18 protein-coding genes and 1 pseudogene are annotated in these 17,987 nt (G+C 46.6%); 4 read left to right on the top strand and 15 right to left on the bottom strand.

Annotation, left to right across the window (positions count from 1 at the left end; genetic code table 11):
- Nucleotides 1–10: 10 nt before the first annotated feature.
- From tdh to ACJJIN_RS01250, 4 genes are all read left to right on the top strand, one after another.
- Nucleotides 11–1,036, top strand: a complete 1,026-nt coding sequence (tdh, locus tag ACJJIN_RS01265) for an L-threonine 3-dehydrogenase, zinc-binding type (protein ID WP_444896565.1) — start codon at nucleotides 11–13, stop codon at nucleotides 1,034–1,036.
- Between the two features lie 406 nt (nucleotides 1,037–1,442).
- Nucleotides 1,443–1,859, top strand: coding sequence for a hypothetical protein (locus tag ACJJIN_RS01260; protein WP_444896564.1), 417 nt, complete (start codon nucleotides 1,443–1,445; stop codon nucleotides 1,857–1,859).
- Between the two features lie 335 nt (nucleotides 1,860–2,194).
- On the top strand, nucleotides 2,195–3,271 hold the full coding sequence (locus ACJJIN_RS01255; protein ID WP_444896563.1) for a helix-turn-helix domain-containing protein: 1,077 nt from the start codon (nucleotides 2,195–2,197) through the stop codon (nucleotides 3,269–3,271).
- Between the two features lie 90 nt (nucleotides 3,272–3,361).
- Nucleotides 3,362–4,792 (top strand): amidohydrolase family protein, encoded by a 1,431-nt coding sequence (locus ACJJIN_RS01250; RefSeq protein WP_444896562.1) that lies wholly within the window; start codon nucleotides 3,362–3,364, stop codon nucleotides 4,790–4,792.
- 173 nt (nucleotides 4,793–4,965) lie between these two features.
- On the opposite strand, the pseudogene ACJJIN_RS01245 reads toward ACJJIN_RS01250, so the two are convergent.
- The 15 genes and pseudogenes from ACJJIN_RS01245 to ACJJIN_RS01175 all read right to left on the bottom strand — a co-directional run bounded on the left by ACJJIN_RS01245 (nucleotide 4,966) and on the right by ACJJIN_RS01175 (nucleotide 17,957).
- Nucleotides 4,966–6,000: pseudogene (locus ACJJIN_RS01245) on the bottom strand (IS481 family transposase).
- A 169-nt stretch (nucleotides 6,001–6,169) separates the two neighbouring features.
- Nucleotides 6,170–7,000 (bottom strand): alpha/beta fold hydrolase, encoded by an 831-nt coding sequence (locus ACJJIN_RS01240; RefSeq protein ID WP_444896561.1) that lies wholly within the window; start codon nucleotides 6,998–7,000, stop codon nucleotides 6,170–6,172.
- 483 nt (nucleotides 7,001–7,483) lie between these two features.
- Nucleotides 7,484–8,071, bottom strand: coding sequence for a dienelactone hydrolase family protein (locus ACJJIN_RS01235; protein WP_444896560.1), 588 nt, complete (start codon nucleotides 8,069–8,071; stop codon nucleotides 7,484–7,486).
- 58 nt (nucleotides 8,072–8,129) lie between these two features.
- Nucleotides 8,130–8,600, bottom strand: a complete 471-nt coding sequence (locus tag ACJJIN_RS01230) for an N-acetyltransferase (RefSeq protein ID WP_444896559.1) — start codon at nucleotides 8,598–8,600, stop codon at nucleotides 8,130–8,132.
- A gap of 201 nt (nucleotides 8,601–8,801) precedes the next feature.
- The gene (locus ACJJIN_RS01225) at nucleotides 8,802–9,392 is read right to left on the bottom strand and encodes a TrmH family RNA methyltransferase (RefSeq protein WP_444896558.1); all 591 of its coding nucleotides are present in this window, start codon (nucleotides 9,390–9,392) and stop codon (nucleotides 8,802–8,804) included.
- A 524-nt stretch (nucleotides 9,393–9,916) separates the two neighbouring features.
- Nucleotides 9,917–10,228 (bottom strand): hypothetical protein, encoded by a 312-nt coding sequence (locus ACJJIN_RS01220; RefSeq protein WP_444896557.1) that lies wholly within the window; start codon nucleotides 10,226–10,228, stop codon nucleotides 9,917–9,919.
- A gap of 68 nt (nucleotides 10,229–10,296) precedes the next feature.
- Complete coding sequence (locus ACJJIN_RS01215) at nucleotides 10,297–10,800, bottom strand: T6SS immunity protein Tdi1 domain-containing protein (protein WP_444896556.1); 504 nt, start codon at nucleotides 10,798–10,800, stop codon at nucleotides 10,297–10,299.
- Nucleotides 10,801–10,884: 84 nt separating this feature from the next.
- Nucleotides 10,885–11,202 (bottom strand): hypothetical protein, encoded by a 318-nt coding sequence (locus ACJJIN_RS01210; protein WP_444896555.1) that lies wholly within the window; start codon nucleotides 11,200–11,202, stop codon nucleotides 10,885–10,887.
- 501 nt (nucleotides 11,203–11,703) lie between these two features.
- A complete protein-coding gene (locus tag ACJJIN_RS01205) occupies nucleotides 11,704–12,594 on the bottom strand; it encodes a hypothetical protein (protein ID WP_444896554.1) in 891 nt (296 codons plus the stop codon).
- A gap of 151 nt (nucleotides 12,595–12,745) precedes the next feature.
- The gene (gene lysS / locus ACJJIN_RS01200) at nucleotides 12,746–14,230 is read right to left on the bottom strand and encodes a lysine--tRNA ligase (RefSeq protein WP_444896553.1); all 1,485 of its coding nucleotides are present in this window, start codon (nucleotides 14,228–14,230) and stop codon (nucleotides 12,746–12,748) included.
- Between the two features lie 72 nt (nucleotides 14,231–14,302).
- A protein-coding gene (gene prfB / locus ACJJIN_RS01195; RefSeq protein ID WP_444898219.1) for a peptide chain release factor 2 occupies nucleotides 14,303–15,398 on the bottom strand; the annotation gives its coding sequence in 2 pieces (ribosomal slippage) (nucleotides 14,303–15,325 and nucleotides 15,327–15,398; 1,095 coding nt in all).
- A gap of 103 nt (nucleotides 15,399–15,501) precedes the next feature.
- Nucleotides 15,502–15,894, bottom strand: a complete 393-nt coding sequence (locus tag ACJJIN_RS01190; protein ID WP_444896552.1) for a MerR family transcriptional regulator — start codon at nucleotides 15,892–15,894, stop codon at nucleotides 15,502–15,504.
- Nucleotides 15,895–15,918: 24 nt separating this feature from the next.
- Entirely contained in the window at nucleotides 15,919–16,377 is a 459-nt protein-coding gene (locus ACJJIN_RS01185; RefSeq protein ID WP_444896551.1) for a hypothetical protein, read from the bottom strand.
- Nucleotides 16,378–16,410: 33 nt separating this feature from the next.
- Nucleotides 16,411–17,037, bottom strand: a complete 627-nt coding sequence (locus ACJJIN_RS01180) for a LysE family translocator (RefSeq protein ID WP_444896550.1) — start codon at nucleotides 17,035–17,037, stop codon at nucleotides 16,411–16,413.
- Between the two features lie 8 nt (nucleotides 17,038–17,045).
- Nucleotides 17,046–17,957, bottom strand: coding sequence for a DMT family transporter (locus tag ACJJIN_RS01175; protein WP_444893194.1), 912 nt, complete (start codon nucleotides 17,955–17,957; stop codon nucleotides 17,046–17,048).
- Between the last annotated feature and the right edge of the window lie 30 nt (nucleotides 17,958–17,987).

The raw sequence follows: 17,987 nt of genomic DNA, 5'->3' as shown, positions 1-17,987 counted from the left end.
TTTAAAAACAATGAAAGCACTATCCAAGCTGAAATCTGAAGTGGGAATCTGGCTTACCGATGTGGAAATCCCCACACCGGGCCATAACGACCTGCTGATCAAGATTCACAAAACCGCGATTTGCGGTACCGACATGCATATCTACAACTGGGATGAATGGTCTCAAAAGACGATTCCTGTCCCTATGGTGGTTGGCCACGAATATGTGGGTGAAGTTGTCGGTATGGGGCAGGAAGTTGCAGGTTTCCAGGTGGGCGACCGTGTTTCCGGTGAAGGCCATATTACTTGCGGCCACTGCCGCAACTGTCGCGCCGGCCGCCGCCACTTGTGCCGCAACACTTACGGTGTCGGTGTAGACCGCCCCGGAGCTTTTGCCGAGTATCTGGTAATCCCCGCGCTCAATGCCTTCAAGATCCCGGATAACATTTCTGACGATCTCGCCTCTATTTTCGATCCCCTCGGTAATGCGGTACACACGGCCCTGTCTTTCGACCTGGTGGGCGAAGATGTACTGATTACCGGCGCCGGCCCTATCGGTATTATGGCCGCAGCAGTCGCCAAACATGTTGGCGCACGCCATGTAGTTATCACCGATATCAATGAATACCGCCTGGACCTGGCACGCAAGATGGGCGCTACCCGCGCCGTAAACGTTGCCAAGGAAAACCTTAGCGATGTGATGAACGAGCTGGGAATGAGCGAAGGCTTTGATGTTGGCCTGGAGATGTCCGGCGTACCCGTTGCCTTCCGCGATATGATTGCCGCGATGAATCACGGGGGCAAAATTGCCATGCTCGGTATCCCCGCAGGTGAAATGGCGATCGACTGGGGGCAAGTTATTTTTAAAGGCCTGATGATCAAAGGCATTTACGGCCGTGAGATGTTTGAGACCTGGTACAAAATGGCCAGCTTGATTCAATCCGGCCTGGATTTAACCCCAATTATTACTCACCAGTTTTCAATCGATGACTTCCAACAAGGCTTCGATACCATGGGATCTGGTGAATCCGGTAAGGTTATCCTGAACTGGAAATAAGTCCCGATGGCTGCGGGATTGCCCGCAGCCATTCTCCCTGCCCTCAATTTCCCCCCCCCTACCCCAAAATATCTTTGCGTTACCTGCCAGCTTCTACACATTTGCAGTTGCTACGGCTTAACCAGTTAGCGACTGAAATAGATCTTCTAAAACTTCCATTATTTTTTCAAAATCATGGATCATTAGGTTCCAGCCGACCTAACACACGATTCATTCAGCATCCCTGAAGCCTTTTTTACTGTACATCTTTATATTTATAGCGCCTGAACCTGGTACGATCGGACAGGATCGCTACCACATTCTACTCCTACATAGGTCTTCCGGTTTTTACTCCAATTGATTCCAAGATAACAATCGGGATAATAAAGATCAGATTTACTGCGGCACAAATGTTAAAAGTAAGAACATGAAACTATATTTAACTTTGACATTACTTCTTTTTACACCATTTGTCATAGCAGATGAAAACCTCTTCTATGTGGGAACTTGGCAATCAAATGAAAAAAAGACTTTAGCCAGCATGAACAGCGTGGAGGACATACCCGAGAAAACCCAAATGCTCTTCCGCTCCAATTTCTTTGGGCGTCTCGTGAATGTAGTTCGAGTAGATTCGTTTGCAACTTACATCATAGGGGAAAAGCCGGAGGTATTGACATTTTCATCACATACGATCGAAGTCTTGAGTGCCGATACGATTCGTATCACATATTACGACGAACTCTCCACTTCTGATGAGACACGGATTTTAAAATACGAAAATAACTGCTACTCATTGCCGGTAACAAAATGGGAGTTTAGAGAATATTTTTGTCGTGTTGAATAAGACTCGCAACAAGCAGAGGTATACTCGTGTACTTCGAGTAATCGATCTCAGCTTCACTCCGCCATACTTTGGGAAGTTACACTTAGAGTGACTCTGAATAGCTCCATAATACCCCTGCGGATCTTGAAGGCTGCAGACGTTAGGCACAGCTCACCGAAAATGACCTGGTTGAAACGCAGCAGCTGTGGCATTCAACCCCCACCCTTCTGGGCCTACAGATTTGTTCAGAGGCTCCATAAGTAGTCATCCAGTATGATCAAATACAGGAAGTTTCGAACGATGTTCCCATTTAAGAAATTCTGCTTATCGATTTATAGATTATTATTTGAGCAAACATGGTAAATTACTCCGCATCTAATTTTTTACAGATAGCCTTTATCACCCTATCGATTCTAGGTATTGCATTACTTTGGGCGCAAACCCGTTTTACAGCAATGCGATACTTGTTAGGCGCCACTGCATTATTGATGACATTTAATTTTATAGAAGAAACGAAAGTAGTTAATCTTGGTTATTTAATCACGCCTTCGTTCTCATTATTGATGGGCCCATTATTTTTTGCCGTAGTTGCACAATTAATATCCGCCAGTTATCAACAACAAAGTAAACACTGGGTACACTTAGTACCAGCAGCAATCAGTTTATTATTTAATCACTGGCCCCAGTGGGTTTTAGCAGCCGGTACTTTAAGTCAGATTGTTTATTTCTCATTAAGTATAAAAGCGCTTATTCGATATCAACATATCTTGCCCCAAAACCGCTCCGATGCTAACAAATTGAGAGCTGATTGGGTTAAGCGTATCCTATGGGTTCTGGTTGGCGTTGCACTGGTGGATGCAGTGCGGCATAACTTGCAACCTTACTTACCCACTACTCTTTTGCTCAGATGGTACCTTGTTATGCAGCTGAGCTATTTTTTGATTGTTGCTTTGCTTGTAATTCGCGCGGTTAGGGAACCGCAGCTATTTGCGGGTTTAACAGATGGTGAACAAGCGCTGGGCTTATCCGTAATAGAGGGTTGTGACAAGGGAAAGTGCAAAGCTGACGAAACGACTCAGGCGGATACGCTTTTCAAGGAGCTTAACAAACAGGTTCATAGTCAACAGCTCTATCGCCTACCAAGGCTATCCCTCCGGGACTTGGCACAACATACAGGGCTTGGAGAGAAAGATATTTCCTGGGCCATTAATCAGGGCTATGGCAGTAACTTTAATGACTATGTTAATGCCCAGCGTTTGGCAGATGTAGTTTCGCAACTTGATTCAGCAAAAGAGAGTGATTCGGACAAAAAAGTTCGTCTCCTCGATATTGCACTTGAAGCGGGCTTTAACTCTAAATCCAGCTTCAACAGCCTGTTTAAGCGCCACCTTGGGATGACTCCTAGTCAGTATTTAGCAGAAAAACCTCAATAATGGTTACTTTGGACGTGCAAAATCTGGATTTCGGACGCTAGAAGCTGATAATTTTGGCATTTTGGCCTCTTTGATTCAAAAGAGGTCATTATGAGGTTTTCTTCCTATTTTGCTCGTTCATGGAAAGCAGCGGTAGCTATTTTAGTGTTCATTAGCGTTGCTGCGCTCGGATCTTGGGGATGTGCATGGTACTTCCCTCCCTCTTCCTACGGGTTAGCTGAACAGAATGCTCGCATTGTAGTTACCGATATCACAGTCATCGACACCCAGCATAATACAGCCGCAAGTAACCAAAACCTCGTCATTCAAGATGGAAGAATTACCCAAATAACTAGCGATGTAATACCTGAGATTGAAGGCGAGCTGAGGATTAATGGCCTGGGTAAATATGTGATGCCAGGCTTAATCGATATGCACAGCCATGTATGGGGGCGGTCCGATCTATTAGCTATATTAGCGCACGGAGTCACTCGCACAAGAGTTATGGCTGGCAATTCCCCTCAGCGTATTCTTAAAAAATGGGTCGATACTGGCGATATAGTCGGGCCTCATATGGTGTTATCCGGTGCACCTGTTAATCAACATTCCCACTATGCCAGTGGCCGACACCACAAGTTTATTGGTAGTAAAGAAGAGGCTCGCCAGCTGGTTCGCCAGCAATATCAACAGGGGTACCAGCAAGTTAAAGTTTATGACGGTTTATCCCGTGAGGTTTTCTTCGCTATAGCTGATGAGGCGCAAAAGCTCGGCATGCCTTTAGCTGGCCACCCGCCTTTTGGTATTACTCTCAATGAATACTTATCGGCTAAACCGCAGTCATTAGAGCATGTGGAAATGATCTTTCAGGCACATTTGAACTACGATTATCAGCAGGAGAGTTTCGATGAAATTGTGCAGCAACTACTAGATAGCAACGTACCAGTTAGCCCTACATTAATCGTATATGACAACGTAGCACAGGTCGCGCAGCATGGGCCAGACTACTGGCACAGCATAGCTGATGATCTCGAGCTCAATCACCCCGCGATAAAAGCAATGGGTGAGCAGAATGTTAATGGGATACATAATGCTAAAGCACAACAGGATTGGCAGGGTAAATCCAACATTTTCGGGGATATGGCCAAGCAGCTAAACCAAGCCGATATTGAGATACTGATAGCGTCTGACGGCGGAACCTTCTATACGCCCAACGGCTTGGGCACTATTCAAGAAATGCAACGATTAGTGGAGGTGGGGATTCCTGTTCAAGATGTATTGCGAGCAGCAACCCATCACCCAGCAAAAGCACTGGGTATTAGCGATAAGGTGGGCTCCGTTTCCACAGGCTTTAATGCTGAACTATTGTTGCTCGAAGATGATCCACGAGAAAACTTGAACACACTCACCAGGCCCCTAGGGGTAATTTTGGATCAGAGCTATTTCGATAGACATAGCCTTAGTGAAGTGAAAGAGCTAGCCAAAAGCACAGGATCGAAAAGTAATTTCTATTTTTGGTGGATTGTGGATAATTATATTTATTAGCGACTATGCCAGTTAAATTAGCTACTAATGTACCCAACGAAAGATAAAGCCCAGCCGAATTAGAAGGGAATTCCATACTAATAGGTAGAGTCATCCCACAAAATTAATGTGTAGTAATTCAGACTTGATCTGACAGTTAGCGATTTTTCAGAAGGTGTTCTGTCAGGTCAAATTCAGTTTACAAATTTTTCCTTCCAGACGCTTTTTCTATCCTCAAGTGTTACCATCGGTGTGCGGCCACAACACTTTTTACCCTGATGGGTACCCTCACTATTGTAACATACGAGCCATTCGTCCAGATCCCTTTGTAACTCTTCTATTGATCCATAGATCTTGCAGCGTAATGAAGGCTGGTAAAACTCTTGTAGAATCGTTTTATGGAAGCGCTCACAGATGCCGTTGATTTTCGGATGCCTGGCTTTTGTCTTGGCGTGTTCTATTTCGTTCACACTTAGATATAGCTGGTAGTCATGCTGTTCCAACTTGCCACAATATTCAGTACCACGATCAGTTAGGATACGCAGCACCGGTAGATCATGCATGGCGTAAAACGGCAGCACACGATCATTCAGAAGGCCCGCCCCGGTGATTGGTGTTTTGGTAGTATGCAACTTGCAATGAGCTACCTTTGCATATGTATCGACATAGGTTTGCTGATAAACACGTCCAACGCCCTTAAATGCTCCTACATAGAAGGTATCCTGCGAGCCCAGATAACCTGGGTGTTGAGTATCAATTTCACCACAAACTTCATCACCATGCCGTTTTCTCTCCAAAGCCTGAACCTGTAACTATATGAGGATCAGCCCCTCTGCAGCTACGTTGGCCTCAAGTGCCTTTAATCGCAATTTGAAGTTAGCCAGGTCATGCCGTAACCAGATACCCCGAACACCACTAGGGGTCACAAGCACACCGCGTTTACGCAGTTCATTGGAAACTCAAACCTGCCCAAGGGCAGGCTCCTGGAGGGCATAGGTTAAAACTGCCTATTCAATAACTATATCAACACGATTTTTGTGATTGAGTACACGCCGGTTCTTCTCAAAAAGAGCTTCCACGCTGCCACCAAAAACGGCTTCCATGTACCGATAGAAGGTGTCTCTCGATATACTCAGCATCTTACAAGCTTTGGATATATTGCTAAATTCTTCTGCCAAATTTAGTAATCCGGTCTTATGTTTGATGATGCGGTCATTAGTATGAATCATGGAATTTAACCTTGGTTTTTCTTTTAGGTTTAGGCACCTTCATCAAAACCGGAAAGCCCTCTTTTTCAAGAGAATGTGTCAGATGTGACCTGAACCAATTCAGCCAAGGTTAGCTCGAGAGAAATCTCGTAGACCACTAATAAATAGGCTCATGGTTATTTTATGAGAATTATTTCAGGACCTTGCTCTCCAGTAATTCAATCTCTTTAAGTACAATCCAAGGGTCTGTTTCGTCAAATAAATGACTCGAATACTCCATAACCACATGCTTTACATCTTCATTTATTTCCAATAAAGCCGCTTGTGATTGATTCCAGGTGTCATTATATGCATCAACATCAGCATAACTCATTCCTGTTTGCCTAATTTGGTTGTGCCGCATTCCCCGACTCATAACAGTAATGGGAATGTTATTTACTAGCTGATATCTTTTATGATTTCGTGCTGATTCTTCGAAATCTTCATAGGAGTGATGCTGCTTTTCCCACGCTATAATCCTCTCCATAATACTCCACCCTTCAGGGGAGAGAGATGATTTCAAATTTTCTAGCCAGGATTCATGGGATGTATCTACTAACAACAGGCCTGAGACAACTTCGGGTTTTTTATGTGCAATGGCTCTTGCTATCTGCCCACCAAAAGAGTGCGCGACTATTACTACAGAACTCCACTGCTTCTTCTCTATAAACTCCCCTAACTCATCCGATAGCTCATCCATAGTTCGCAGTTTCAACTCAGAATGCTTGCTTTTACCTGTCCCGGGTCTGTCGTACATGCACAACATAGAATTCTTTGACTCAAAATTATGGTATGTATTCTTGTAGGTACTATGAGCATCTAACCCCATACCGGAGACCATCAAGATTACTTGGTCACCTGACCCTTTACACAGGTATGCGATATTATTTCCATTAATATTAACAAAGCTATATTTGTGCTCATCTTTCGCAAAAACACTCGAACACCAGATCAAAGCAAGAAATACTATAAAGACTCTCATAACTTTCCTTTAGAGTTGACACTACATTTATCAAAAAAACAAACAAATCGAGAGATTGGACAGCCACCAAGACTTAGCCAAAAAGCAGAAAACCAAACTGCTAAGCTTATAGGCAAAGCCAGAAAACAGTACCATTTAGAGCGTTTTTTCGTTTAGTTTAGAAAATTCATTCTTTCATCCCCTCCAATGATTGTGATGCTGCACCAGAGACTTTAAACACGACCTCCTCAACAGCCAAAATAACAATTAATGTAATTAACCAATAAGAAATATCTCACGCAAATACCTTTTGACCGTAGAGAATAAACCAGGGGTATCATAGGCTTTTATGATTTAGCTCAAACCTCTCGATTAACTCAATGCGCTCGAACTCTAGACTCAGAAATGAACAACAAGGAGCATACTCTTTTTGACAAGCACGAACAAGATGATAAAAACCTCTTACTAGAATCTAGATTATTTTTATCACGCTAACCACCCAGATCAATGCATCAAGTTGAAATCTGTACAGATAGAATTGTTAAGTGCTGTACCACACACCACCTGTCTATATTTAACATAGCCTTCCGCATTGTAATTTCTGGAATGGGGATTCATAAAACCATGAAGGTAAGTGGAATGATGAACCTCCACTTGCTCTTTCTGCTTCAACGTCTGTATGACCTCTAATACAGAAAAATGAGACTCCATCACCGGGAATATCAAGCGCGTAGGAAATATAGGATCAATTTTGACGTAATGGCGAATTTGTGAACTATAAAATAAAATTGCCCCTGAAACATTACTCAAAGCTTGATGATCAGATAACCTCCATATGGCCGATGCACCAATACTAAAACCTACTAAACTCACATGACCAAATGATGCGCTGATTCTCTCTGATAATTTTTCAACGTATTTATCGAGTCCAACCTTTGATGTAAAGTGTGAATACGCCTCAACTTCACAATCGAAATTCATCAATTCTGAATTATACGGATCAACTATCTCTACACTACCAGGAAGATCAGCTGCAAATCGCTCTAACGCTTTTGTACGACCAAAAATATCTGAAACCAAAATCCAAGCCATAGTTTATTTTTTTCATATAACAAGAAAGAAACGATACACCGACCAGTTATAGTTTATTCTATGCATATTTATCGAGTTCGATACAGTATGTCGTAAAACATCGACCCAACAGCTCGGTTTTATGTACTGTTTTGGATATTCTTTTCAAAGCTCTGTATTCTGGCCTACTGTCAAGCAAATGACACACTATTTCTTTATGCCCCAACTCCTTAGCCCAACCGATCATTATTTTGAATACTGAGAGTCCAAAACCCCAAAACTGTTGAGATATGACAACAGCCATCTCAAAGCCGCTATCGTCAGGTTGAATACCACACCACCCAGCTAATACTCCACCGATGTAAATTAGTCGAACACGGCACCCAGGCAGGGAGTCTACTTCTAACTTAAACTTGATCCACCCATTAAGGCTTTGGTCATCAAAATATTCATGTTTAATTAAGTGCTCCCTAAGTGAATCCTCATTGAGTACAGCTAACAGCTCACCTCGATTCGCTTGGGTTAGTTCCTTAAACTCTATTCTGCTCATATTAAAGTAACTTTGACCTTATCGTTTTGGGGTGCTTTTAAGGACGAAATAATTTTTGCTTGCTTTATGAGTTACCCAAGAGTAATTGCGACCGAAAGGTAGGTGCCTATTCAATAAGGAAAGTTTCTTAATCCATTTGAGGAAAAGAATGCAGCCACAGTGTAAAAAACACAAAAATAGGACATCAACTCCATCATTCTATTAGTCGCTACGGTTTGCTCTCTTGTACTTTTCCTGGTACTCGCGGCGCTGCTTAGTAACTTCATATAATACAATTCCAGAAGTTGTTCCGAGGTTCAGGCTTTCAATCATTCCAAACATTGGAATGGATACGCAGAAAGCGCTATTTTCGACTGCAAGATCACTTATACCTCTAGATTCGTTACCAAACCAAACAGCCAGTTTTGGCTGAGTGTAATCAGCCTCATGCAATATAAAGTTGTCTTTTCCTTTTACATGGGGAGAGGTGACAATCGAGATAAATCTATTTTTTGCCAAATGATCCAGGCATTCCTCGGTACTATCAAAACGCTTTACGAAGCTCCATTTGATCGCAGAGACAGATGGTTTTGAGAGTGACTTTCTTTCTCTCATTTCCTGCCATTCATTGGGCAATAGGTTGCGTGGATCAACAATATACGTTTTTTCAACGCCTAACGCATTGACGTTTCTTATGACTGTTCCAATGTTCTTCATATCCATTGGGCACTCGAGAACAGCTATCAGATTTTTACAGCGATAGGGCTTAATTTCATCAGCTCTTTTTCGGGCACCATTTTTATCAATTTCCATATTCTCGAAGACCTTAGATAATTTGTTCACTACTAACATCGCAGTCAGACACAGCCTGGACTGTGTAAATACTAACAACAATAAGCGCAGCAACCTCACAAAATATGTATAATGCTATGTTAATGGCTGCATTACTTAATTAACTATTAAGCTACATCGACGCCCATAAACCGCCTATATAATTAAACGATATTATACCTAGCGCCAAATAATACAGGGTAGTGCCGATGGACAGTTGTACCCAATACTTTTCTCCACCCATCGATTTGCAGTGATAAAACCATACAGCCCCTATGGCTATCAATGGGCCAACAACTCCCCAAAAAAACCCATGTAATTATTCCAGGAACAAACTGAACATTGATAGAAACTATGTTCAGTATCGTATATAAAATTGTAAATAGTACAGTTTTAGTCAAAGGATACTTAATTATTTCCACTCTCTACCTAGACATTTAAACTTGAGCATAGAGCACACTGTCTAGCCGCAACATCAGCAAACAGCATGCGCCAGTTATAGGAAGTTAACTCCAAATAACCCATCCGATAGCCACTCCTAAAACCAAGCAGGAAGCTCCTATTTTAACCAGTAAGTTATGCTCTGCTCTATCTTCCATTATGGCGCCCTGAATGTACAAGTTAAGCGCTTTTTCTGCTTCATCTGAAGATGGAAATTCCTTATAGAAATTCAGTAAAGCGTTTTGAACTTTGGGTACCCACGAGGATGGATGATCCTCCTCAGGAGTATAATCTAATACAGCCAAAACATAAGGTGCCTGGGGCTCTACTAGCTTTCCTATTTCCTTAGCTTCATCGTAATACTGAGATATATCCATCGTTGTATCTACGTATACCATTTCAATTAGATGATACCTTTGCAGTCGATTGTACTACCTTGTTAGCCCTAAAACTTCCACCAAGACTTCCTTTTTGGCTTGACCAAGGTAACACTTTCAATTGGAGTGCCCTCTGGCAAACCCTGAACTTTTTTATGAAATTGTCCTGATATTGAGAAGTGGACTTCGATATCAGTTATCTCAAAATTTTCTATGTCAATTTCACCACCAAGAAATAGAGGTATCTTAATGCTGTAAATCATATATTTAGAAAGTGACTTACCTGATTCAATCAAGCTACGTACAAATTTTGCCCCCATAAAACCGCTAACAAATTCAGAGTCTTGTAATTTTGAGAGAAACTCTTCTCCATCTTTTGCGATGAACTCGACTTGGCAAAGTGTAGTACTCAAAAACTCCACTTCATTGGTTTTTACGTTTTGAATAAACGCATCGCCAAGAGCGGTAATAACTATAGGTAACTTACCCTTACCAATAAGCCATTCCCAATCGGATAGAAGGTCTCCCTGGTTAATATGAGAAAAATTTACTGTTAAATCATTTAATGTCATGAGAATATTTTTACTAGTTAGCGCTTGCGAACCGGAGTGGAGATCAAAACTACGAAGCAGCGGATCATGGCCTACTCTGTTAGATCACCACTCCCTCATTTTTCCATCATTTGCCATATAACTATTGACCAAGCTTTCAGAAAGGCTTGCAACTCTCATAACCTCCTCCTCTGTCAGCTCTCTACCTAAATTTAATTTAAGCTGAGAAAATGCCTTCGAGTCTTCACAAATCACGCTTGGCATGGACGATATTGCTGCCCATTCAATTTCGTGACCTGGTATATTTGTAGTAGCCTCATATGCATCAACTACCCATCCACACCCCAATCGAATTGCAATTAACCCACTTTCGACAGCTCTTTTATCATCTTCTGGAGTTAGATTTTTTGGATGAATATACACCCATTGGTGAACATCCTCGACAGCCTTTTTCTTTATCGCTTTTGATGCAGCCTCTCCACCGACTTTATACTGAAGGTACTCAAGAAGCCCCTCTACACTTGAATAGTCCTCTGATGAAAGCTAATCATACTGATCATCAATAATAAATTCACATTCATCAATTAGCTCTTTGAGTTGCTTTTTATCAAAATGATTTAGTTCCGAGTAATCCTTAAGATCTAGGACAGATGGAATTTCCATATATGCTCTTCAAATCTAACATTTATATAATAGCTGCCCAAACCACTATTATCTTTACTACGGTTTAAAATGTAAATTCGCTCCTCACATTTACTTTTTATTATGAAACCAGTGAGACAAGCATAAGTGGGACCATAGAGCTAAATAAAAAAATGCGCTCTATATGGCCACTATCACAAGCACCAAATAAATATCTAACTCTTTGATTTTAAACTTATGACTCTAATGATCTTAGTTTCTTCAAAAACTGAACTCGCTCAACTACCACCGCCAAGTCGCCGCAATATACGGCCCATGCTGAGTAATATCATAAGCAAAACGCCCATCAGAAAGTCGATCGGAGTAATCAATACTGTAATACTGATACCCAAAACGCAGTGAGGTGGTTCTCCAGGCGCGCCAATCGAATCCGGCTAGTAGATTCCACTGTAAGTCATCACCCCCAGCGCCAAAGCCTCCCAGTTCCGTGCGTACAGCAATGGTTAGGCATTCAGTAATTCCGATTGCACCTCGCGCAGATAGCGTAGGTTCCCACCAACTCTGTTTGCCTCCAAGGCGATTCCTGAATTCCGGTCTGGGGCCTATATTAATTCCCGCTCGTGCTTTCACTTCCTGCTTTAATCGGTTCCAGCGCAAACCCGCTCCCACATCAACAAAGTACTTTCGTCCACTATTAGCCAGGTTCCCTTCTAAAACCCTGTAACCCGCCAGGGCATTTATCCAGCCCTGGCGAGCATCCACTTCTACATCAATATCTATATCGATATCCAGTTGTGGGTTTCGCGGCGGGGTTATGGTTGCTCCCTTATCCAATCTGAGGTGCACATAGTAGAGATCCGCCACTACCCCAAAGCGCCCTTTCCAGGCTTCCAGGCGCACAGAAAATGCAGCGTTGAGGAGCTCCAGGGTTTTGCTTAAATCCAGATCAATATCGACACTGGTGTCAGCGACAGTGGAAGTCCCTTTAGTGCGAAGCGGGAGGAAAAGATAAGGAGTAGCAAGGAAGCGCCAGTCATCGGGCTCTTTGGAAGTTAGGCTGGCAGCCGGTGCAGGCTCCGAACTTTGCGCAGCGGCGGTACAGGAGATAAAGCTACAGAGCGTTAGCGCCAATATTTGCCTTGCGCTTTTCTCTTTCGCCTGTCCCTGTTTCATAGCAGCAACCGCTCCAAATCATTCGAGGCTCCATAGAGCACCAATGAATAAGGATAGATAGAGCTGAGGGAAGTTTCAGAGTGAGGAAATCTGCGGCATAGGGGGAGGAAATACTGCCGGGCAGGTAAAACTACCCGGCAGTGAGAAGCGATTAGTCGTTCGCTTCAGGGCGCATATGCGGGAACAGCAGTACGTCGCGAATCGACGAAGAGTTGGTAAACAGCATTACCAGACGGTCGATACCGATGCCCTCACCAGCGGTGGGCGGCAGGCCGTATTCCAGCGCGCGGATATAGTCGGCGTCGTAGTGCATGGCTTCGTCGTCACCGGCATCTTTCTCCGCAACCTGGGCTTTGAAGCGTTCAGCCTGATCTTCCGCGTCGTTCAACTCGGAGAATCCATTGGCAATCTCGCGGCCGCCAACGAAGAATTCAAAGCGGTCGGTAACAAACGGGTTGTCATCATTGCGGCGAGCCAACGGAGACACTTCGGTTGGATACTCAGTGATAAAGGTCGGCTGGTCGAGACGGTGCTCTACAGTTTTCTCGAAGATCTCGATCTGTACCTTACCCAGGCCCCAGCTGTCTTTCAGCGGGATTTCCAGCTTCTCAGCTACCGCGCGGGCGGATTCGATATTGTCGATATCGGCCGCCGTGAGTTCCGGGTTGTAGTGCAGGATGGAGTCGAACACAGACAAACGCGCGAACGGCTTGGAGAAGTCGTAGCTGCTGTCCTGGTATTCCACAGTGGTGGAGCCCAGTACATCTTCACAGATACCGCGCAGCATCTTCTCGGTGAGATCCATCAGGTCGTTGTAGTCCGCGTACGCCTGGTAAAACTCAAGCATGGTGAATTCGGGGTTGTGGCGCGTGGACAGACCTTCGTTGCGGAAGTTGCGGTTGATCTCGTAAACCCGCTCAAAACCACCCACGACCAGACGCTTCAGGTACAGCTCCGGGGCAATACGCAGGTACATATCGATATCCAGCGCATTGTGGTGGGTAACGAACGGACGCGCGCTGGCACCGCCGGGAATAACTTGCAGCATGGGCGTTTCCACTTCCATAAACTGCTGGGCGTTGAGGAAATCGCGGATGTACTCGATCACTTTGGAGCGCACGCGGAACACTTCGCGGGCTTCCGGCGTGGCGATCAGGTCCACGTAGCGCTGGCGATAACGCATTTCCTGATCGGCGATGCCGTGGAATTTTTCCGGCAGCGGGCGCAGCGCTTTGGTCAGCAGGCTGTACTCTTCACAGTTGACGTAGAGGTCGCCCTTGCCGGATTTGTGCAGTGTGCCTTTTACACCGACGATATCGCCGATATCCCAGGCACCGAAGCGCTCTTTAATATCTTTCTGTGCCGCTTTATCGGCGTAGAGCTGGATGCGGTCAGACACATCCTGGATCACCATAAAGGGTCCGCGTTTAGCCAGGATTCGCCCTGCTACGCACGCCCGTTTACCCAGTTCTTCCAGCTCCTCTTTTTGTTTATCGCCGAACTCAGCTTGCAGGTCGGCAGCGAGGTTCTCGCGGCGAAAACTGTTGGGGAAAGCATTGCCCTTCTCGCGCAGAGCGGAAAGCTTGGTGCGGCGCTCGGCGATCAGTTTGTTTTCGTCTTGCTGGATATCAGTCATGGTGATCTATCAGTTTTGTGATTGATATTGCCCCTCATCGACGAGGGGCGCGGTGAGAGTGGAGACTTTAAATCAGAGGCCGGCTTTTAGGCTGGCTTCGATAAATTGGTCCAGGTCTCCGTCCAGTACTGCCTGGCAGCTGCTGGTCTGGACATTGGTACGCAGGTCCTTGATACGCTGGTCGTCCAACACGTAAGAGCGGATCTGGCTGCCCCAACCGATGTCGGCCTTGCTGTCTTCCATGGCCTGCTTCTCTGCGTTGCGCTTGAGCATTTCCTGCTCGTACATTTTTGCGCGCAGCATTTTCCAGGCTTTATCGCGGTTCTGGTGCTGGGAACGCTCGCTCTGGCACTGCACGACGATACCGGATTCTGTGTGGGTCAAACGCACCGCAGAATCGGTTTTGTTCACGTGCTGACCACCTGCGCCGGACGCGCGGTAGGTGTCTTCACGCACCTGGGACTTGTCGATTTCAATCTCAATATTGTCATCGATTTCCGGTGACACAAATACCGAGCTAAAAGAAGTGTGACGGCGGTTGCCGGAATCAAACGGCGATTTGCGCACCAGGCGGTGTACACCGGTTTCTGTGCGCAGCCATCCGAACGCGTGGTCGCCGGCGAAATGCACAGTGGCACTTTTGATACCGGCCACTTCCCCCGCGGAGACCTCTTCCAGGGTGGTCTTGAAGCCGTGGGCCTCACCCCAGCGCAGGTACATACGCAGGATCATTTCCGCCCAGTCCTGGGCCTCGGTACCACCGGAGCCGGCCTGGATATCCAGGTAGGCGTTGTTCTCATCGTTCTCGCCGGAGAACATACGGCGGAATTCCAGAATCCCCAGCTGCTGCTGGAGACCTTCGATCTCAGTGGAGACCTCCCCTACGGAGTCCTCATCATTTTCCTCGACTGCCATTTCCAACAGCTCGCGGCAATCGGCGATGCCGGAGTCGAGATTTTCGATGGTGTTGACCACCGTTTCCAGGGAGGAGCGCTCGCGCCCCAGTTCCTGTGCGCGGCTGGGGTCGTCCCAAACGCTCGGCTCGGCCAGCTCCAGCTCTACTTCGGTAAGGCGTTCTTTCTTGCTGGCGTAGTCAAAGATACCCCCTAAGAACGTCGGTGCGCTCTTCGAGGTCTTTCAATTGATTGATGAGGGGATTGATTTCCATGAACTTTCGGTGTCCGGACAAAATAAAAAGCGGCGCGCATTCTACCGCAGCGCGCGGGGGTCCTTCCAGTCAGATAGGGGCTGATATGGCGGCAAATCCTCTACTAGGCGGTCTGTCCCGAGAGCTTTTCCAGAATTGCGCAGTCTGGGGACTCATTGCCGGCGCAGCTATCGGCAAAGGCCCGCAAGGTTGCGCGCATCCCCAGCAGGGTCTGCAACTGCTCTTCGAGCTGCCCGAGCTTGTGATTGACCAGGTCTTTGGTCTCGCGGCTGTGGCGCTCCGGGTTATCCCGCAACCCCAGCAGCGCCCGGACCTCCTCAGTGGTAAAGCCACAGGCCCGCGCGCGGCGCACGAAGCAGAGGGTTTCAACATCGGCAGTGGAGTAATCCCGATAGCCATTAGCAGAGCGGCCGGGCACCACCAGGCCAATATTTTCGTAGTGGCGTAGGGCTCTTGCACTGAGCCCCGAATTCTCTGCGGCCTGGGAAATGTTCACGATTACCCCACTTAAGGTTTCAACTCAGGCACTGTTGTCCCGACAGGCAGCAAACTGATACTGCACTTTCTCCGCGGGGCTATATCCCAGCTCAATTGAGGCATCAAGGGCACCCATACCGACCAAGTGCATCAGGATATCTCCTGTGGGTGCGCCACATACGGCGGGGAACATCCTGTCGGTGCGGACTCCACAGCGGGACTCCTGCACCTTCACCCCATTGTCACTCAACTTGGCCTGGCTCTGCTGAAGAGTCATACCACCCCCTTCACACTGCTTGCTGCCACTGCCGCGGTAAATCCACACCATTTCCCCTGGCCTCATAGTCGCTGCAGGAGGCGTGGGTGCGACTTCGGGCTCCGCCGCGCCGGGTGTGTTCTCAACCTCGTTCTCCATCGCTTTCTCCTCCCTCGACTGGCCGCAAGCCGCCACTGAGATAATCAGGGCCCATACCCATAAGAATGACAACCGTTTTTTCAACACAGAACATCCTCCATAAAGCGATAAATAGCCGCGTCAGGATAACGCCAACCAGGCTCCCACCGATAGCATCAAAGTACCAGAAATCCGATTAACCAAACGCACATTTTCAGACCGCTCCAACAATCGACTCAGGGCCTGGCCGCCACTGGCATAAATCAGCAGGCACAACGCCTCCAAAAGCAGCAATATCGCCAGCAAGACTGAAAGCTGGGGTATCAGAGGTTTGGTATCGTTAATAAATGGCGGTAATAACGCAATAAAAAACGCCCAGCCCTTGGGGTTAGCCACAGCTGTAACAAAACCCTGTAGTGCCAGCGCTCTTCGCGATGGTCGGCTAGCGTCGACCGTATCACCCTGATCCATCAGAGCCAGCTGCCCCCGGGAGCGCCACATCTGCACGCCTATCCAGGCCAAATAGACGGCCCCGCAGTATTTGAACAGCTGAAATAAAGTCGGATACTGAACCATCAATACCGCAGCACCGAGTGCAGAAGTAATCGCCACCGACGCAACACCGATCAACTCTCCCACCATCATCCATAGAGTCTGACGCACGCCCAGGGTAATTCCCAGACTGAGCGATAGCATCATGCAGAGCCCCGGTGTGACCGAGGCAAAGAAGCTTGCGGGAACAAAGAGTGCCAGTGTCGATAATTCCATTGATATTCCTAGTGGTGAGTACCGCTGTGGTTGCCGTAATGACTGACCAGCATCCCCGCCAGCATCAAACCACAGCCAATTAACTCCGTGGTATTGAGCATTTCATTGAGGAATAGCCAGCCCGCCGCCAGGGCAAAAACCGCCTCCAGGCTCATAATTACGGTAGCGTGAGAAGGCGCGGCGTAGCGTTGGGCCAAGAGCTGGAAAGTAAACGCCAGTGCCGTGGAGAAAATCATCATATAGGCAATGGGCCAAGCCGCATCGATCGCCGATTGCAGTGTCGCCTCTTCGGTAAATAGCGAAGCTACGGCGGACAAAAGGCCACACACCAGGAACTGGATACAGGCGAGTCGCAAAGCGTCGTAGCGTTTTACCAATCGATCCGCCGTCAATACCTGGATGGCAAAAACAAAGGCACTGGCAAATACCATTAAGTCACCCACCAGCTGGGATTCTTCACTGAAGTCCGCCAGCCAATAGAGGCCAAACAAAGCGAGACCAATTCCCATCCAGGTCCAGCGGTTGGTTTTATGCCCCAAGGACAAACCGATCACCGGCACCAACAGTAAATAAAAACCGGTAATAAATCCGGCGCGGCCGGCAGTGGTATAAAGCAGGCTCACCTGTTGCAGTGCCGCGCCGAGAAACAGCCAAAAACCCAACAGTGCGCCACCGGGCAGGCAGGCGCGCCAGGTGTGATTCACCGATTGCCCTTCGGCTTCACCGGGCTGGGCATCGCGACGGGAGGACAACCAGTAAACGATGGGGATCAGGATTAAACCGCCGAGAATAAAACGCCATGCGTTAAATGCCAGCGGCTCTATATCCGCCATGGCAATCTTTTGTGGCACAAAGGCAACGCCCCAGAAGAGAGCGGCTAATAACAGTAGGACTTCGGCCTGGACTTGTTTACGTTTCACTACTTTTTACTTCCAAACAACTTGGGAGCT

The organism is Microbulbifer maximicatervae (SeqCode), assembly GCF_052467505.1.
The sequence above is the reverse complement of the archived record's forward strand: the minus strand, read 5'-3'. Positions and strand labels throughout refer to the sequence as shown.